Below are 18,219 nucleotides of genomic sequence, written 5' to 3' on the forward strand. Positions count from 1 at the left end.
CTGCCTCGATTGCTTTAGTGCGGAGGTCGTAGCTGTAGGGGGCGGACATGACCATTTCCCAACTCTCTTCTAGCCTCTATGTTACTGTCCTATCTCTGTTGCGTAGGGCTATAAAATAACGGCTCGACAAGTGCCTTTAATCTTTGTCTTTGCAATTCCTGGTATCGTCCCTTTGGAAGCGCAATGCAGAATGCCGAAGTCGATCACCCCTGTAAGAGTCGTTTTTGCAGGAAAGCTTCCTATGTAGTCACTACAGGAACGCAAAGGGACGCAAGGGGACGCAAGGGGACAATGTTACCTTGACTTGTTTCTGGGTACTCTAAGCCTAAATTCAGCACGGTATCGTCGCTGATCTATATTTCAGGGGAACGTCCCATGAGCAAGCGTGTGAGCCGACCGTCCCGAAGGGGAAACAGCTTTGCATCAATTTCTGACCCGCAGGCTAAAGAGAAGATTGAGCAATTTCGCCAGGAGCTAGGTCAACAGATCGATCACGCGATCGATCACCACGAATTCAAGATGGTTTACATCGGCATTGCAACCTTGGTGCTGTTTGCTGGCGTGATTTATGCTGCCTGGAAGTTCTAGAGCCGTTTCCTGAAACTTCCTCAAACAATTTATTACCAATAGGCGATTATGCAGAAGCAGTTTGCGAGAGTGCAGGGATACTGGCTCGTTTTAGCAATCGGCTGTATGGGAATGGGAGTCTGGGCAGTTCAGCGGATTGCAGTACCGAGTCGTGCATCTGTCGAAACACCCGTGACCGCTCCTCAGCCGATTCGGGCAGTTGCCACCCTTGGACGTATTGAGCCGGAAAGCTCGATTATCAAAGTTTCAGTTGCCAACGCCAGGGATAGTCGAGTCAATCGCTTGCTGGTGGCAGAAGGCGATCAGGTTCAAGCCGGGCAGGTGATTGCGATTTTGCAGGGGCTAGAGAAACAGCAGGCTGCGGTGATCGAAGCTGAAAATAGCGTGGCGATCGAGCAGGCAAAGTTGAAGCAGGTTCAGGCAGGTAGCAGCAATTCCAGTCAGATCCGGGCACAGCAGGCTGCGATTGTCCGACTCCAAGCGGAACTGAACACAGACACCGTCGCGAAACAGGCATCCCTACGTCGAGCTGAAGTCGAGCTACAAAATGCTCAAACGACTTACAATCGATACGCTCAACTGTTTGAGCAGGGGGCAATTAGCGCAGCGACATTAGATGGCTATCGCAGAAACTACCGCACCTCCCAGACCCAAGTGACCGAGGCACAAGCAGAGTTAGCGAATACGATCGCAACCCTCAATGCCCAGATCATTCAAGCAAAAGCAACCCTGAACAACTTATCAGAAGTGCGCCCGGTGGATGTTACAGTGCCCCAGGCACAAGTCCGCTATGCCATTAGCAAACTTGCCAGCGAACAAGCCGAACTTGAAGATTATTATGTTCGCGCTCCGGCCGCCGGACAAATCCTCAAAATTAACACTCAGATTGGCGAGCAGGTTGACTCGGAAGCGGGTATTGTCGATTTGGGACAAACCGATCGCATGGCAGTCATCGCAGAAGTGTATGAAACTGATGTTCCTAAGATCAAAACTGGGCAACGGGCAACGATCGCCAGCGAAAATGGTGGCTTTACTGAGGAATTAAAGGGAACGGTCGAACAGATTGGCTTACAGGTAAAAAAGGTAGATATTCTCGACACTGATCCTGCTGCCAATAGCAATGCACGAGTCGTAGAAGTCAAAATTCGCCTGGATGCTCAATCAAGCGAGCAAGTTGCAGGATTGACCTATATGCAGGTGAGAGTCAAAATTCACCGGGATAAAGCCGATTGATCCGAACCGTTTCCCTAGCGGGGCAATTCTGCGAGGAAGCGAGCCAATGACGCTCACGCTCAAAGTCACCTATTGACGGGAAATTGAGGAGGCGATGCAGCACCTTTGACACGCTTGAAGACACTTCCTCGTCCGATCGATTGGCAGAAATATACAGCGTTTTCTGCACTTTTCGATATTCCACTTTTGCCTCGATACCTATGCAAATTTCTAAACCATTCAAGTTCAGTTTACCGAAGGAAATCCCGCTGGCGTGGTCGCAGTTGTCTCATCAGAAGGTGCGGCTGCTGGTTGCAATCTCAGGAATTTCGTTTGCAAATATTCTGATTTTTATGCAGCTTGGCTTTCGCGCTACCATGTTCGATGGCGTGACTCGCTTTCCCGAAAATGTTCAGGGAGATTTGTTTTTAGTGAATCGCAACTCGAAATTTTTGGGTAATCAATCTTTTCCCAAAGATCAGCTTTATCGGGTTAGCGCGATCGACGCTATTGAAGCCGCAAAACCGCTTTATTACACGCAAACGTCCTGGGTAAATCCCTGGAATAAGGAAGTCACTGATGTCACTGTGATCGCATTTAATCCGGCTCAGCCCGTGATGAACCTCCCTGCGATTAATCAACAGTTGGTGCAAATTGAGCAGCCTGACACGGTGCTGTTCGATCGCAAATCTCTGTCTTCACTGGGTTCAGTAGGTCAGGCGTTTGAGCAGGGCGAGACGGTCTCGACGGAGGTAGGCGATCGACAAATTTGGGTCGGTGGGCTATTTTCAATGGGGAGCAGCCTGTTTAAGCGGGGTCATGTCGTCACCAGTGATCTGAACTATCTGCGTTTGTTTGGTGAAGCAGGTGCGGATAACATTCATGCAGGAGTTTTGACGTTAGAGCCAGATGCGAATCCGGTTGAAGTCATTGCCCAGCTTCAAACCATCTTGCCAGAAGACGTTGCGATACTCAACCATCAGGAACTCATCGCGCTCGAAAATCGCTACTGGTCAAATCAGCCGCCTGGAATCATCTTTAACTTTGGAACCATTATGGGTTTTGTGGTAGGGGTGATTATTGTGTACCAGGTGCTTTATACCGACGTAAACGAGCATTTGCCGGAATATGCCACGCTAAAGGCGATCGGCTACTCAGATAATCAACTGCTTGTCGTGGTGTTTCAAGAAGCCATTATTCTAGCGGTGCTGGGTTTTCTGCCCGGATTTGGCTGCTCGATCGCGCTTTACGGAGTGCTGGGAAATTTAACCCAGCTTGCAGTGGTAATGCGGTTTGATGTTGCGTTGCAAGTGTTCATTCTCACAGTGCTGATGTGTATGATTTCAGCCGCGATTACAGTTCGCAAATTGCGATCGGCTGATCCCGCAGATGTTTTCTAAGTTGTTTTCCTCATTATTCTTTGTTGATTGTCTCGCTCTGTCACTTTCTTCTCAGCATTATTTATGCCACTGTCCGCAATTTCGGTTCGTCAGCTTCATCACGTTTATGGAAAAGGCAATCTCCGTAAACCTGTTTTGATCGATATTAATCTCGATATTTTTGCAGGTGAAATTGTCATTCTCACGGGCCCATCTGGAAGCGGTAAAACGACGCTGTTAAGCTTAATGGGCGGATTGCGATCGGTGCAGGAAGGCAGCTTAAAGGTGCTGGGGCAGGAGCTACAGGGAGCGAAGAAACGCCAGCTTGTGCAGGTTCGCAGTCGGATTGGCTATATTTTTCAAGCACATAACTTACTCGACTGTTTAACTGCCCAGGAAAATGTCCGAATGTCGCTGCGCCTGCACCCCGAAATTTCATTTGAGGAACGAACGCGCCGCTGTGTAGAAATGCTGGAAGCCGTTGGGCTGGGTCAGCGCATAAACTACTATCCCGATAGTCTTTCGGGCGGGCAAAAGCAGCGAGTGGCGATCGCCCGTGCCCTGGTGAGTCAGCCTCAGCTCGTGCTGGCAGATGAACCAACGGCTGCGCTGGATAGTAAATCGGGACGGGATGTGGTGGAAATTTTGCAGCGGCTTGCCAAAGAGCAGGGCTGTACGATTCTGCTGGTGACGCATGACAACCGCATTTTGGATATTGCCGATCGAATTATTCACATGGAGGACGGTCAGCTTATTCAAAATGTCAGTTCTATTGAAAGTAACAGCTCATCACCAAACTATTCTCCTGCACTGGCTGAATCTGCCTGAACCTGCCGGAATCTGCCTGAATTGACACTTCGATTAAGCTTTTCAGCCTTAGAAATTGAACCCATTTATTCCTGAAACCGCACGGGTTGCGCCCTTTCTTAAGGACGAGTCGCCAACTGAATTGCAGATAAAAATCAACCGAAATGCTACTTCAATGCTCATTCTGGGAACTCTGCTGAACAGCAATTTCTCAACAACATTGTGCGGCAACTTACTCTTTTCTACTCCTTCAAACTCTTCTAGCAAACGCATTGAAGGAGATGAATTTCACGCTGCTAAACACTATCGGTTAGGAGATTCCCTATGCTTAAAAACTTTTGGTATGCCGTTGAATTTAGTGCTGCTGTGCGTGACCAGCCCCGACAGGTCCGGCTCATGGGTCAGGATTATGTGCTATACCGCGATCGCCAGGGGCAGGTGATTGCCTTAATCGATCGCTGTATTCACCGGGGAGCTGCTTTATCAGGTGGATGGGTCGAGGGAGACTGTATTCGCTGTCCCTATCACGGCTGGCGTTACGCAAGCGACGGCAAGTGTGTGGAAGTGCCTGCGGATCAGACGGGTGTGCCAATTCCGAAGCGGGCAAAGGTCGAGCCTTTCTCGGTGGAAGAGCGCTACGGATTTATCTGGCTATTTGTGGGCGATTTGCCATCGGAGCAGCGTCCTCCGATTCCTCCGTTTCCAGAGTTTGATGATCCGGCATGGCGCAGTGTCAGCGGCGAATATACCTGGAACGCGCACTATACTCGCGTGGTTGAGAGCGGTCTGGATAGCTCCCATGCGCCTTTTGTGCATTCCGTGTTCTTTCATCACCGAAATGATGCCGAAGTACCACCCTACGAGGTGCAAATTGATGACTGGACTGCTACGGCTAAAACCATTTCCAAGCCGCCGAAGCGAGCGGGGCTACTAAAGCTGATTGTGAAGCGCGATCGTCCTTTTTCCAGTGCAACTCTAACGGTTCACCTGCCCAACATTAATCGCATTCACTTGGACTTTAACTACCGGGGATTTCAATACATTTACTTTGCCAGCAATATTCCGATCGATGAACACACCACTTTAACCAAGTGGATTGGACTGCGAAACTTCCTGACACAGCCCTGGGCAGACTGGAATTCTCGCAAAAACACCAATGACACTTATTACGAAGACAAGGCTGTGATTGAAAGCCAGGTTCCGAAGGTCGTGCCGCTCACCGGAGAAATCTTGATTGCTTCGGATAGTCTTCAGCTTGCCTACCGAAAACTGCTGCGGAAATATGTCGAGCAGGGCTGGGCAATCGGGGATTACGGAATTCCGACAGGATTGATTGAGACAAACGGGAAACAGGCAGCAGTGGTGACAGCAGGATAGCTCGATCGGTGAAAAAAACGTGCAAGAAAACGCGAAGGAAAATAGATGATGCTAAAGAATTTTTGGTATGCTGTCGAGCTGAGCCATGAGGTTACTTCAGCCCCAAAGCCGCTGAAACTGATGGGTAAAGAGTATGTCCTGTATCGGCATCAGGGGCAGGTCGTTGCGCTCGATAATCAGTGCGCTCATCGGGGAGCAAGTTTGGCAATGGGCTGGACAGAAGGAAACTGTATTCGCTGTCCCTATCATGGCTGGCGCTACGAGGCAGATGGACGGTGCAGTCATATTCCGGCAGATTCAGCTCAAACCCCGATTCCTAAGCGGGCGCGGGTTCAATCGTATCCAATCCAGGAGAAATATGATCTGGTCTGGATGTTTGTCGGAGACCTGGATTTGCCTGCCGATCGCCGTCCGCCGATTCCTGACTTTCCCCAGTTTGAATCTCCAGAGCGGCCCCCCGCTTTTAGCCGCTATACGTTTAACGCCCACTTCACCCGTACTATGGAAAACGGGATTGATGCTGCCCATGCACTGTATGTTCATCAAGGGGCGATCGGCACGAGCAAGGCTCCGCAAAACACCCAGATCGAAGACTATGAAGTTGAGATCAGTGAGTATGAAATGACGGCGAGCCTGGAGATCAAGGTGAATCGTTTAAATGGCCTGATGCGGTTTGTGATGCAACAAGACGACCCCGATGCGCGGAAAGGTTATCGGTTTGCTCTGCCCAATATCACTTACTCTTCGGTGCAATTTGGTCGCTTTAAGTTAGAAAGCATTCTCGCTCACATTCCGGTCGATGACACCACAACGATCGTCAAGTCAGTCAATATTCGTAACTTCCTGAACAATATGCCGATTCTTGATCATTGGCTCGATCGCCATACGGCGCAGGTCGGCAATAACATTTTGCAGGAAGACGATGTGGTGGTGAAAACCCAGTTTCCTCGCTATGCACCCTACAACGAAATGGGACGCGAACTGCTAGTCGCTTCAGATGCAACCCTGATCGCTTACCGCAAACTGCTGAAAAAATATGCCGATCACCCTGTGATTCTGGAGCAGCCGGAAATCATGGTTTAGGCGGCTGTTTGAGAAGAGGGCAGTGTAAGAGATTTAACACTGCTCAAACATTCTCGAATCAGTATTTTTCTTTTCCCTACGTGAGTTAATTTATGTCTTCAAGTCCTCTCCCAGCAAAGGCACTTTCGATGCCTCGACTGCTGTTTATTTTCATCACCATTTTGATCGACAAATTAGGGGAAAGTTTGATTTTTCCGATTTTACCCTTTCTGGTTGAACGGTTTCGATCGGATGCGTTTACGCTTGGTCTTTTAGCATCATCGTTTGCGATCGCTCAATTTATTGCCAGTCCCATTATTGGCGGATTGTCCGATCGCTATGGGCGTCGTCCGATTTTGCTTGTATGTGTTTTGGGAACAGCAGTTTCGTATTATCTATTCGGTTTTGCGGCAAGTTTGTGGATGCTATTTTTCTCTCGTGTGGTAGATGGAATCACGGGCGGAGTGGCGGCGACAGCTCAAGCCTACATTGCCGATATTTCCTCGCCGGAAGATCGAGCGAAAAACTTCGGTTTAACAGGTGCAGCGTTTGGGCTAGGCTTCACGCTGGGTCCAGCATTGGGAGGTGTGCTGGCAAATATTAACCTGAATTTGCCTGTGTTTGTCGCAGGAACGATCGCTTTACTAAACTTCTGCCTGGGCTGGTTCGTCCTGCCAGAGTCGCTGGACAAAGAGCATCGCCGTCCTTTTACACGGCAAGATCTCAATCCCATCAGCCAATTGATCGATTTACTCAAAAATCCTCGGATTCAGGGACTGCTGATTGCGTTCTTTATCTTTAACTTCGCGTTTGCGGGTTTTAGCAGTATTTTTGTGCTGTTCCTCAACGATCGCTACGGGTGGGGACCGAGTCAGGCAGCCGCCGTCTTTTTCTTTATTGGCATTGTCTCAACCGTGGTGCAAGGAGGGCTAATTCGTTCTCTGCTACCGCGCTTTGGCGAGTCTAAGCTGGCGATCGGGGGGCTGGGGCTAGTGGCGATCGCCTTTGGCGGCATTGTTTTGATTCCGGCAAGGGGTCCGATTCTCGTGCCTGCGCTATACACAACTCAAGCTCTGTTGGCATTAGGCGTGGGGCTAATTATTCCTTCATTGCGGGGTCTGATCTCAAACCGCGTCTCGGATCAGGAGCAGGGCAAAACGCTGGGGGGCAACCAGGCACTCCAGAGTGTTGCGACGATTCTGGGTCCGCTATGGGCAGGCTGGGTGTTTGATCATTCTGGTGTGCTGTCACCCTTCTGGACGGGAGCATTTTTCATGCTGATTGCGATCGGGTTTACCCTGATGAATTTGCCGCGTCGCCTGTCTGTTTCGTCCTGATTTATCCAGCCTGCTTGAGACGTTGTTTAACAAAATTATCATGATTCCTCGAACTGCTCCCCGCACGGGCTAATTCTAGGGGAGCCGAGCTAACTCCGCTTACATTCAAAGTCCCCCAGCATTGGGGGATTTAGGGGGCGATGTAGGAGATTGGATACCTTTAAAGCGTCCTCTGGTTGATCCAGCTTGACTTAAAGAATGTTTAAGGATATTTGGCAAGCTATCGCTGTGATCTGAACTGCCCCAGAACTCCCTAACGCTGAAGGAAACCGAGCCTCCTTCCAATTTCAAAGATTCCCAGAGATGGAATTTTTTTGCTTTTTGCGGATAAAGATTCCATTGTTTTTATTTTCTATTGTCCTCGCTTTACCAATCTTTGCTTTACCAATCTTTGCTTTACATTGTTTTTGATTTAATCGTGTCCTTCAACTTAAGTTAATCGCCCAGCATAAACCCTGGTTACTAACGGCTTAATTTCGATCGCCTGGTTTAAAAAGTTCGCTTAATGCCGATCGCTGCCTCGGATTAGAATTTCGATTTAGATTTAAGCCAAACGAAATATGACTTTCTATTCTTTTATCTCTACTCTTTTATAGATGACAGATTAAACGCTGGCTGATAAAGCTTTTGCACCTGAAAATGAACGATGAACCTTCCCTTCAACTTATCTATTAAAGCAGATAAATTTGTTAGTAAAAATAACCAGCTTGCAGTTAATTAGCAATCCCTTATACTGATAAAACATTAATAAAGAAGCAGGATCGGAATAAGTCTCATTTTCAAAATTGTTAAAAGGTAATTGACTTTTATGGAAACTCAGACGAATGCTGTAGAAACTCAAGCTGATGCAACTAAACTGAAGCGCGTCTTTGGTTTGCCAACCCTAATTATCTACGGAGTTGGCGATATTCTTGGAGCTGGAATTTATGCAGTTGTTGGCAAAATTGCAGGACTTTCTGGCACTCTGGTTTGGGCTTCGTTTCTCGTTGCAATGGTCGTTGCTGCGCTTACCGCGTTGAGCTATGCCGAACTGGGCAGCCGCATTCCGCAAAGCGGAGGAGTTGCCTGCTTTGTCAACCGGGCATTTCGCACAGATTGGCTTTCAGTTCTAGTGGGCTGGTTAATGTTTTGTACCTGCCTGGTGTCGATGGCAACCCTCTCAAAGGCGTTTGCAGGCTATCTGAATGCTTTTATTCCTGTTATTCCTGACTGGTTCATTATTCTCGCTTTGTTTTCAGTACTAGCGTTTGTGAACTTTAGGGGAATGCAGGAGTCTTCTGCCCTTAATATTTTTTGTACGACGCTGGAAGTTTCAGGACTGCTGATCGTCGTTCTGGTTTCGGTTTTGTTTCTGCTAGGCAACGGGGCAACCGCTCAAGCTCTGCCCATCGCTTCGGCTCCCTCTGGGCAAACAGTAGGCTGGTTAGCTGTGGTGCAGGGTGCGGCTCTGGCGTTCTATGCCTTTGTAGGGTTTGAGGACATTGTAAATGTGGCAGAGGAAGTCAAAAATCCAGAACGCAATCTGCCTAGAGCAATTCTGCTGGCCCTGGCAATTGCCGGAGGGGTGTATATCCTGGTGTCCTGGCTGGCGGTTCAGGTGATCAGTCCCTCGGAGTTAGCTGCTTCCAATGCGCCGCTATTAGATGTGGTTCGTCAGGCACAGCCGAATTTTCCTTCGGTCATTTTTACTGTCATTGCTTTGTTTGCCGTACTCAATACTGCCCTGCTCAACTTCATTACGGCATCTCGACTGCTTTATGGAATGGCGCGGGAAGGGCTGCTGCCTGCCTGGTTGGGTAAACTTCATCGGAGCAGACAAACGCCCTATCGTACGCTGATTGTGATTCTGCCGATCGCGATTTTCCTGGCACTCTCCGGTACGCTGCAATTCCTGGCAGGAACGACAGCAACATTAATTCTGGCAATGTTTTGTCTGGTCAACCTCTCGCTGCTGATCATTAAGCGTCGTGAACCGCGATCGAACGGATTTCGAGTGCCTTTGCCGATACCCGCCCTCGCGCTGCTGTTGAACCTGATCCTGGTTGCCTTTGCCTCGCGAGAAAGTCACATTCTGGCATTGGCGTTTGTAGGCATAGGGGTGCTTTTGATTGGCATTCAGAGTGCGGTGAAAAAACAGCGATCGCACAGCCTTTAACGCTCGATGAATTGATGATGAATCGATCAAGACGGATACGCTAATTTCGTTTGTTCATCCCTGGTTTCTGGGTTGATGTTTTGTCTTTCATTAATAAGAACATCGGTTGATACTTTTCGGTAGTCCTCTCTTCCTTCTTCCTTTAGAAAGAGGAATTTAGACTTTGCTTATGACAAAACAGTACTGTTTGTCACGCTCGTTCATTCTGTTCGTTTATTTTGGCTGCGATCGGCTCACTGCCTATTAAGGGATTTAGTGTTGTATCGCTCAACGGATGGATGTGAAAGGATTTATATGAAAGGATAGTTTTAGAAATATTAACAGAAATAGCGCAATCGCTTATGCAATATCGCCTGCTTGATATTTGCGATCGGGCATTTTTTTAGTGCCTTTTCTGCTTGCTTAAGCTTGTCACAGATGCTGCTGAACAAGAATGGCTTCTCAACTTAGAACTTACTTTGTTGGCAACAGCGTTACCGATACCATTAACCAGGCTGGATTGGATGCGTTGTCAGAAAGCGGTGGAGACGATTTGATCTGGGGCAGACACGTCATTCCCGGTGCGCCCCTAAGCTGGATCTGGGAACACCCTAATAATGGATTTCAGCAGCAGCCCTACGGCTATTATCCTAGTGCGCTTGGTAACTATCAGTGGGATGCGCTGTCGCTTCAGCCGTTCGATCGCTCGGTTCTGGGAGGTCAGGGAAACCCGCAGCAGGGCGACTTGCAGATGGCGAGTAATTTCATCAATCTTGCCCGGCAAAATAGCCCCAATCTTCAGGTCTACCTTTACCAGCGATGGCCCCGCAAATCGAGCCGCAATCCGAACCCCACCGCAGCCGATTGGGATGCTCTCTGGCAGGCAACTTACGGCGTAGAGACATCGGGGAACAATAATGAGTCGCGCAGTTATTTTGAGCGGCTGCAAACTCGCCTACAGGAGGCGTTTCCCGATCTAAAGCCAATTCGGCTTGTGCCGGTGGGCGAAGTTCTGTTTCAGCTTAATCAAAAGATGCAGAGTGGGCAGGTTCCGGGCTATTCCAGCATTTGGGATCTGTATGTCGATAATATTCATCTCAATAATATTGGGTCATACATTGTAGGAGCGACTTATTACGCCACGCTGTTTGGCGGCGATCTTACAAAACTGCCGATTCCTGTCCAATATTCCCTCAATCGTCCAGAGCAAAGCCGTCCAATCCCCATCAGTCCAGAGCTTGAATCGATTATTGAGCAGACTGTTCAAAGTGTGGTTGGCGTTGCTGCTCCGCCGATCGCCTCTGTTACCGAAGGTCAAGCCGGGGTTCGCCCTCCGACGGTGGCTCCTGAGCTTCCTGCTGTATCGATCGTCGATGTTGCTGCAATCGAAGGACGCGATTCTACAGCAGCGATTACGGTGAGTTTGTCTAAAGCAGGGACTCAGCCAATTACCATCCGCTACAGCACCGCAGACGGAACGGCTCAAGCAGGCAGCGATTATGCTCCAATCAGCGGCACGATCGCCTTTGCGCCCGGTCAAACCACCCAAACGATCGCACTGCCCATTCTGAACGATAACGTGCCCGAAGCTGATGAAACCCTGACCCTGACGCTGAGCAATGCCAACAACGGTGCGATTCTGGACGCTGAGGCGACGGTCACGATTAGCGATACCCTAGCGGCGACGGTCAGCACAACCCTGCCTAAAGCAATGGAAAGCCTGCGGCTCATGGGAACTACCCCTATTAGCGGCATCGGCAACGCGAGGAACAATGCCATCACGGGTAACGCAGGCAACAATCGGCTGCTGGGAAAAGCAGGTCGCGATGTTCTCGCGGGTGAAGCGGGAGCTGATCGGCTACTGGGTCAATCCGGGATGGATACGCTCATTGGGGGTGCAGGAAATGACATTCTTACAGGCGGGCGCCAATCCGATCGCTTTTGGTTTGGTGCGGGTGTGCCGTTTGCCGAGATAGGTCTGGATCGCGTTACTGATTTCGTCTCCAAACGCGATCGCATTGGCTTAAGTCAACCCACGTTTAGCCGACTTCAAAGCGACATAGGACGTGGATTTCAGAGCAAAAGCGAGTTTGCGATCGTGAACTCCGACCGGGCAGCAGCGCAGCAATCCGCTCTGATTGTCTACAACAGCAGAAATGGCAGCCTGTTTTACAACGAAAATGGCAGCACAGCCGGATTTGGCGAGGGCGGGAAGTTTGCCTTGCTGCAAGGGTCGCCAACGCTGAGGGTGCGTGATTTTGTGATTCAGGGCTAGCGCAAAAAAAATTCCCGAACACCAAAATGGAGTCCAGGAAATTGAAATCAGGGTGCATCTACCACTCCCTCTTTCCCTGGAAGTGACTGCCCGTCCGGAAAATTTGACCCAGATTTTTAGCTTAGTTTTTAGTTTTAGCCCAATCTCGATTTCCCGGAAAGACAATTTTGCAGCCTGCTTGAAAAGCTCAAATCTCGCCGTAACTTTTTTGCGTGGGCTGCGTCTTAGGGTTCAGTAGCTGGATCGAGTATCCTACAGACTGCGATCGGAATAGGACGGGGCTTAGACCAGATCTGCCTTGGAACTGTTCTGGCAGACCTGTATTGGGATAGATTCGATCTGGATTGCTGAACTCTCCTGGGCAATGCTCAGGCAGACGAACAATGGATGAAAACGGAGTGGATGAAAACAGAGCGCGATTCGAGCTTTTTTATACCTCTATCCCCGCTAAGTAAGGTAGCGATTATCCTTCTGGCGATCTGCGAAGCGGACGGCTAGAACGAGCGGAAATTGAAGCAGCTCACCAGGATTTATTTCCTGATTGGTTTGCAAGTTTGATGAACTTCGCTTGTAAGCGTCTGATTTTCGCTAGGCTAGCAAATGTTGTGTTTATCAGGGGCTCTGAGCTTGCCTTTCGCCGATGTGCTGTTCCGCCTCCTGGGTTCAGTCTTTTGTCGATCGTCCGATTTACTGTTTTGTCCATTGTTCAGTCCATCGAGGTTCAGCCCTCAGAGAGCCGCAGATTCAGTTGAGCGATTAGCAGGAGCGCACGGGTAAGGTGACTCAGGAATTTCATGTGTCTGTAACCCCAGTAGGGAACAATGAGTATCTGGTTCGGACAGAGCGAGTTGCGCCAGGAGTGCCGCTTGCGGAAGAACAATTTGTTTTGCCCCTGGAGTCGTGGCTGACTCAAGCGCGTCAGCTCATGAACGATCCGCTCGTGGGCATTTTGCAGGGCGAACGGGCATTTATAACCAACCCGGAACACCCCAGTGTTTTGCAGCCGTCGCTTAGTCTAGTGGAGCTGGGACAGCAGCTTTATCATCATTTGTTTCAAGGCACGTTGCGCGATAGCTGGCTGATGGCTCAGGGGGTTGCTCAAAACCGTCGTCAGGCATTGCGACTGCGACTGGGGCTGAAGGGCGATCGCCTGCCCCGCCTGCCTTGGGAAGTGCTGTATGGCTCTGATGTGCCGATCGAGCGAATGCGGCAAAACCAGGCTGCGCCCCGTCCTTTGGCAACCGGAATTCAGGTCATTTTCTCGCGCTATCGTCCGGGCACTCGTCTGGCGGAAGAAGGGGGGTCGCTGATGCTAGAACCGGGTCAGCCGCTCAAAATTCTTATGGTGGTTGCCTCGCCGAGCGATCGCGAGCAGTTGCAGCTTTATCGGGAAGCTACCCAGCTTCAGCAAGAGCTGCGGATGCCGTCCACGCTGCCTTCGGAGCCAGAAATTCAGCTTACGATCTTGAGTCAGCCTGGACGGGAAGAGCTAACGCAGGCACTCGAACAGGGTCAGTTTCAGGTGCTTCACTATGCGGGACACAGTGATGTCAGCGCGGGCGGCGGTTCGCTGTATCTGGTAAATAATCGTACCGGGCTCACCGAACTGATGAGCGGCGACGACCTGGCGGGCTTGCTGGTGAATAACGGCATTCGTCTGGCGGTGTTTAATTCCTGTCGCGGCGCGTATCTGCCCACCGAAACCGATCCCGCAATGGGGCGAAATCTGGAACAAAACCTGGCAGAGGCATTGGTCAGTCGGGGAATTCCTTCGGTGCTGGCAATGGCAGAGCAGATTCCCGATGAAGTGGCTTTGAATCTGACCCGCCTGTTCTATCGCAACCTGAAGCAGGGCTACCCGATCGATCTCAGCCTCAGCCGCGCCAGGCAGGGCTTAATTTCATCCTATGGCTCGAATCAGTTTTACTGGGCACTGCCGATTCTCTATCTGCATCCAGAGTTTGACGGCTACCTGACTCCCACCGATCGATCACAGGAGGACCCCGCCGATCGCCTGCTGTTTACGCCGCCCACCTATGAGGTGTTTCCGCTGCCGCCTGGCGAAGAAGCAATTTTTCCGCCTGCGCTGCTTGTTAATGCAGAACCCGTTGCTTCGCCGTTTCCCGAAGAAGTCATCGCAGCCGACGAAGCCGACATGATTGCTCAGGCAGTCCTCGCCGAAGATGCAGACTGGCTGGACGCGCTCGACGATGCGGGAGCGGTTGACGACGATGATTTTGCAGTGGCAGACATGATCCGGCAGCTTATTCCGCCTACGCCAAGCGAGACTCCAGTTGCTCCGCCTGCGGTTTCAACGCCCCCGATCGCTCCAGCAGCGTCCACCATTCGCCCGACTCCTCCGGCTGTTCCGAGTCATCGCACCCCGCCCCCTGCAAAGGTTGCTGTTCCCAAAGCACTTGTCACGCCCGACTCCGCTGAGCTTACTGCTCCTGACCCGCCTGGAGACTCCCTCAGCGAACCCAGCAGACAGACCCCCACCGAACAGGTTCACACCGAACAGATTCCAGGGGGGCAGGTTCACACCGAGCAAAGCTACCAGCGACGCACTACTGCCCGTCAACGGCAAAATAAAGCGATCGTCCTACCCCTGGTTGGGGCTGCCGGAGCGATCGGGCTGGCGATCGTCGGATTTTGGGCAGTGCCTCAGATTGTCTCGCAGTTTCAAAGCAGGGTGAGTGAGACAACCGCTACCAATCCCCCGACGCTCCAGGCGGAACTCGCCGCAAAATCAACTCCTGACCTGAAGCAGCTTGCGATCGATAGCTTTACGCAAAACCGCTACAATCGCGGTCAGCAGGCAGTTGAGGCGTTGCTCGATCGCGGTGCTTTTACCGAAGCCGAAGCCGCGCTTGCCAGCATTCCAGTCGATCGCCGCAATGATGCTACGACTCACTTCCTACAAGGTCGCTTAGCATGGCAGGCTGCTAAACAGGGCAACAGTCAATATAGCGTTGCCAATGCCCGCCAGAGCTGGGAAAAAGCAGTTGCCGCCGATTCAGACAATGCGCTTTACTATGAGGCGATCGGCTTTGCCGACTACGAAGCGGGAAAACCAGAGCAGGCGATTCAGTCCTGGGTGCGGGCACTCTCGCTTCAGGAACAGCCAGCTGCCCAGGAAACCTCAACCGCAGCTCGGCCTGCCCTAAACGATCGCATCTTAACCAGCTACGCTGGAATTGCCCTCGCGCTCTGGAAAACCTCAACTAACCCCGATACCGCCCAGCCCGGAGAACTGCTCAGCAAAGCCGTTAAAACCTATCAAATGGTTTCAACCATGAACCCACAGCAGTTCCAGCCCAATGCCCTCAGCCAAAACTGGCTCTGGACACCGATCGCGATTCGGGATTGGCAGACGCTAGGGGCAGCGACACCGGAGGCAAATGGAGGGTAAAAGGTTGAATGAATGGAGGGGTGAGTGAGCGGATGAGGGAGTAAAGAGATAAGGGAGTAAAGAGATAAGGGGATGGGGAGATGGGGAGATCAGGGAATAGGGAGATTTGAACGACTTTGTGTGAATCGATCGCTGCCAAACTCCAACTTCACTAGACCTCTTCTAAACTCCATCCCTACAACTCCCCCACTCATCCACCCATCCACCCATTCACCTGCGATACGCCAGCGCAAACCGCTCAACCCCCGCCAGATCGGGATGAATCTGAATTCCAACATAGTTTCCCTGCGCTTTCAACAGAGCGGTAACGGCTTCTGCCTGACCTGCCATCATTTCGATTAGCCATAGTCCGCCCGATCGCAGATAGGTAGGAGCGGTTTCGACTAAAAGACGAATTGCATCGAGTCCGTCTGTGCCGCCATCGAGGGCAAGGTGGGGTTCGTGCTGGCTGACTTCGGGCTGCAAATCAGGGATCATGGGCTGCGGGATGTAGGGTGGGTTGGATACCATGCCGCTGAGCTTGCCTTTCAGGTCCGTGAGTGGCTCGAACCAAGAACCGCGATAAAACTGAATTCGATCGCTAAAGCCGCACTGTTTTGCGTTTTCCTGAGCCACAGCTAGAGCGGCTTCGCTAAAGTCTACGGCATGAATTTGAGCAGCCGGAAAGCTGTCGGCTAAACCAATCGCGATCGCCCCGCTTCCGGTTCCCAAATCTGCCCAGTGTTCCTTGGCTAAGCCAAAATTGGGCGCGATTCCATCGGCGGAGCAAGCCGCAGCCTGCGCTAAATCAATCAGAATTTCGGTTTCTGGGCGGGGAATCAGGACGGCAGGCGTCACATGCAGCAGGAACTGTCGCCAGGGTGCAACCCCTGCAAGATACTGCACGGGAACTCGCTCGGTTAATCGCTGCTGCCATCGATCGCTGAGGGTCTCCAGGGGCACTTTGAGCGCGAGCGTTTGGGATGTGTAAGTTTCTAGGCGCAAGCTGAGGCGATCGAGTCCGGCAAGTTCTTGCAGAAGCCAATCGACTTCCTGGGGAGAAATTCCGGCGGCGATCGCCTGCTGTTTTGCGGTTTGCTGCCATTGCCACAGGGCGCTCCCAGAAACCTGAAAAGAAGGCATAGATTACGCACTAATACGATAAAAGGGCGCAAAATCAATGCGCCCCAGCGGAGACAAAACTCGAATTCACTTCAATCCAATAAACCCGATGGGCTTACCGGCGAGGCTGAGCGGGTTGCGCCTGTCGCTGCTGTCCTCCCTGCTGCCCCTGTCGCTGCTGCCCTTGCTGCCCCTGCCCACCCTGGGGCTGAAGCGATCGAACAAATTCCACGCTGTCTCTAGGCGGAACCAGCAAAATCTGATTCAGTTCTTCGTTCTCGCTGGCTTGCAAGGTTTGGATCAGTCCTTCCAGGTTGACGACCTGAACCTGCATACCGTTCGCTAGCTCAGGCTGACTTTGCTGAAGGCGAGTCAAAACGGCTTGCAGCTCGGCTCTATCAAAGAACATGGGAATCACCTGCTGATTGCCCTGCTGAATTGTCAGGTAGCCACGATTCTGACCACTGGACTGCGCCACAAAAATTGGCACTCCCTCAAATTCGTTAACGGTTTGTCCGCCTTCTCTCAAAATCGTCATTGCCGCGTCAACCTGCTGCTGGGCCGGGATAAAGGCAAAACGAAGCTGCTGGTCTTGCGGAGTCTGACCCGATCGCTCGGTTTCAGCGATTTGATAGATATCGGCAAGGGATACGGGAACCACCCGAACACCCTGTGCAACCTGAGGATTGCGGGTCTTAAGATCGTTCAGAAACCGCTCGGCATCCTGACGGTTAATAAAAACCCCGGCGACAGGACCGCGATTTTCCCCTTCGGTCGGCGAGGCAACCAGAGGGGCGCCCTGCTCATTTGCCAGGGTAAATACGGGGACGGGACGCAAGCGTTCCATCACCTGTTCGGCGGTTAAAGCCAGCACTCGCGCTGTGCCAGCCCAAAATGAACCGATTAGCACACTACTGACTAGACTTAGCGTTGCACTCCAACGAATGACTGACTTCATAAAAACTCCTGTGATGACGCGAGCATTCAGCAAAAAGGTGGGTGAATGATTCTGCAAATAACTCTGCAATAACTCTGCATTAGCGTTGCCCAGCGTTGTGCTGTCTGCATCTGTCGCTTTGAGGTAAAAAACACTCAGTCGATCGCTTGACCCAACCACTCAGCAGACGAGAATCTTGACCAGAGCGGGCAAAAGAAAGAGAGAAATCAATAGACTGTTTAGCGACCAACGCGACTCGCAGAATAGATTGGCACAATTTCAAGCAATAGGCAACCGTCCGCCTGTTGTTTCCAATAGAACAAGCTTATTCCAACGCTTCATCCTGCTTGACTTCCTTCGATCGTCCAAAGTTCCGGATTGAGAGAAGCTGCTGATTTTCGCTAAAGTTAAAGTTTATTCTGCAAGCCCAGGTTGAAGCGATTGCCCCACCCCAAGATTTGAAGCGTCGTGCTTGTGTCTCGAACTTGTTTTCAGAACTGCCCTACGCCCCTCTATTTTGGGGAATTCGTCTGAGAAATTCGTCTGGGAAATTCGCTGTCATCCTGAATCGCGCAGTTCAACAATTTCTTACTTCCTT

Annotated in this window: 13 protein-coding genes; 10 read left to right on the top strand and 3 right to left on the bottom strand. The window is 51.1% G+C overall.

The annotated features are described in order from the left end of the window. The first annotated feature begins 375 nt into the window (after nucleotides 1-375). Together NDA02_RS11690 and NDA02_RS11695 are read left to right on the top strand one after the other, a co-directional pair. A complete protein-coding gene (locus tag NDA02_RS11690; RefSeq protein WP_190790441.1) occupies nucleotides 376-588 on the top strand; it encodes a hypothetical protein in 213 nt (70 codons plus the stop codon). A 48-nt stretch (nucleotides 589-636) separates the two neighbouring features. Then, complete coding sequence (locus tag NDA02_RS11695) at nucleotides 637-1,821, top strand: HlyD family efflux transporter periplasmic adaptor subunit (protein ID WP_190790442.1); 1,185 nt, start codon at nucleotides 637-639, stop codon at nucleotides 1,819-1,821. Here NDA02_RS11695 and NDA02_RS11700 read toward each other — a convergent pair. Continuing rightward, a complete protein-coding gene (locus NDA02_RS11700; protein WP_190790443.1) occupies nucleotides 1,793-2,005 on the bottom strand; it encodes a hypothetical protein in 213 nt (70 codons plus the stop codon). The two genes, NDA02_RS11695 and NDA02_RS11700, sit on opposite strands and share 29 nt — an antisense overlap. Before the next feature lie 16 nt (nucleotides 2,006-2,021). On the opposite strand from NDA02_RS11700, the gene devC reads away from it, so the two are divergent. The 8 genes from devC to NDA02_RS11740 all read left to right on the top strand — a co-directional run bounded on the left by devC (nucleotide 2,022) and on the right by NDA02_RS11740 (nucleotide 15,583). Beyond that, the gene (gene devC / locus NDA02_RS11705; protein WP_190790444.1) at nucleotides 2,022-3,200 is read left to right on the top strand and encodes an ABC transporter permease DevC; all 1,179 of its coding nucleotides are present in this window, start codon (nucleotides 2,022-2,024) and stop codon (nucleotides 3,198-3,200) included. A gap of 63 nt (nucleotides 3,201-3,263) precedes the next feature. Further along, nucleotides 3,264-4,007, top strand: a complete 744-nt coding sequence (locus tag NDA02_RS11710; RefSeq protein WP_190790445.1) for a DevA family ABC transporter ATP-binding protein — start codon at nucleotides 3,264-3,266, stop codon at nucleotides 4,005-4,007. Nucleotides 4,008-4,310: 303 nt separating this feature from the next. Further along, nucleotides 4,311-5,363 carry an aromatic ring-hydroxylating dioxygenase subunit alpha gene (locus NDA02_RS11715; RefSeq protein ID WP_190790446.1) on the top strand — a complete coding sequence of 351 codons (1,053 nt, stop codon included), beginning with the start codon at nucleotides 4,311-4,313 and terminating at the stop codon, nucleotides 5,361-5,363. Nucleotides 5,364-5,411: 48 nt separating this feature from the next. Next, the gene (locus tag NDA02_RS11720; protein WP_190790447.1) at nucleotides 5,412-6,446 is read left to right on the top strand and encodes an aromatic ring-hydroxylating dioxygenase subunit alpha; all 1,035 of its coding nucleotides are present in this window, start codon (nucleotides 5,412-5,414) and stop codon (nucleotides 6,444-6,446) included. A gap of 92 nt (nucleotides 6,447-6,538) precedes the next feature. Next, nucleotides 6,539-7,762 carry an MFS transporter gene (locus NDA02_RS11725; RefSeq protein WP_348247798.1) on the top strand — a complete coding sequence of 408 codons (1,224 nt, stop codon included), beginning with the start codon at nucleotides 6,539-6,541 and terminating at the stop codon, nucleotides 7,760-7,762. Between the two features lie 808 nt (nucleotides 7,763-8,570). Further along, nucleotides 8,571-9,917, top strand: coding sequence for an APC family permease (locus NDA02_RS11730; RefSeq protein WP_190793962.1), 1,347 nt, complete (start codon nucleotides 8,571-8,573; stop codon nucleotides 9,915-9,917). A 433-nt stretch (nucleotides 9,918-10,350) separates the two neighbouring features. After that, entirely contained in the window at nucleotides 10,351-12,171 is a 1,821-nt protein-coding gene (locus NDA02_RS11735) for a Calx-beta domain-containing protein (RefSeq protein ID WP_190793963.1), read from the top strand. A 796-nt stretch (nucleotides 12,172-12,967) separates the two neighbouring features. Continuing rightward, nucleotides 12,968-15,583, top strand: coding sequence for a CHAT domain-containing protein (locus NDA02_RS11740; protein ID WP_199296785.1), 2,616 nt, complete (start codon nucleotides 12,968-12,970; stop codon nucleotides 15,581-15,583). A 210-nt stretch (nucleotides 15,584-15,793) separates the two neighbouring features. Here the strand turns inward: NDA02_RS11740 and prmC are convergent, their stop codons facing one another. Then, nucleotides 15,794-16,705 carry a peptide chain release factor N(5)-glutamine methyltransferase gene (prmC, locus tag NDA02_RS11745; RefSeq protein WP_190793965.1) on the bottom strand — a complete coding sequence of 304 codons (912 nt, stop codon included), beginning with the start codon at nucleotides 16,703-16,705 and terminating at the stop codon, nucleotides 15,794-15,796. A 94-nt stretch (nucleotides 16,706-16,799) separates the two neighbouring features. Further along, complete coding sequence (locus tag NDA02_RS11750) at nucleotides 16,800-17,801, bottom strand: Tic22 family protein (RefSeq protein WP_348247794.1); 1,002 nt, start codon at nucleotides 17,799-17,801, stop codon at nucleotides 16,800-16,802. Nucleotides 17,802-18,219 lie beyond the last annotated feature (418 nt).

It is taken from the genome of Leptolyngbya sp. ST-U4 (genome assembly GCF_039962215.1).
Lineage (GTDB): Bacteria > Cyanobacteriota > Cyanobacteriia > Elainellales > Elainellaceae > Leptolyngbya_A.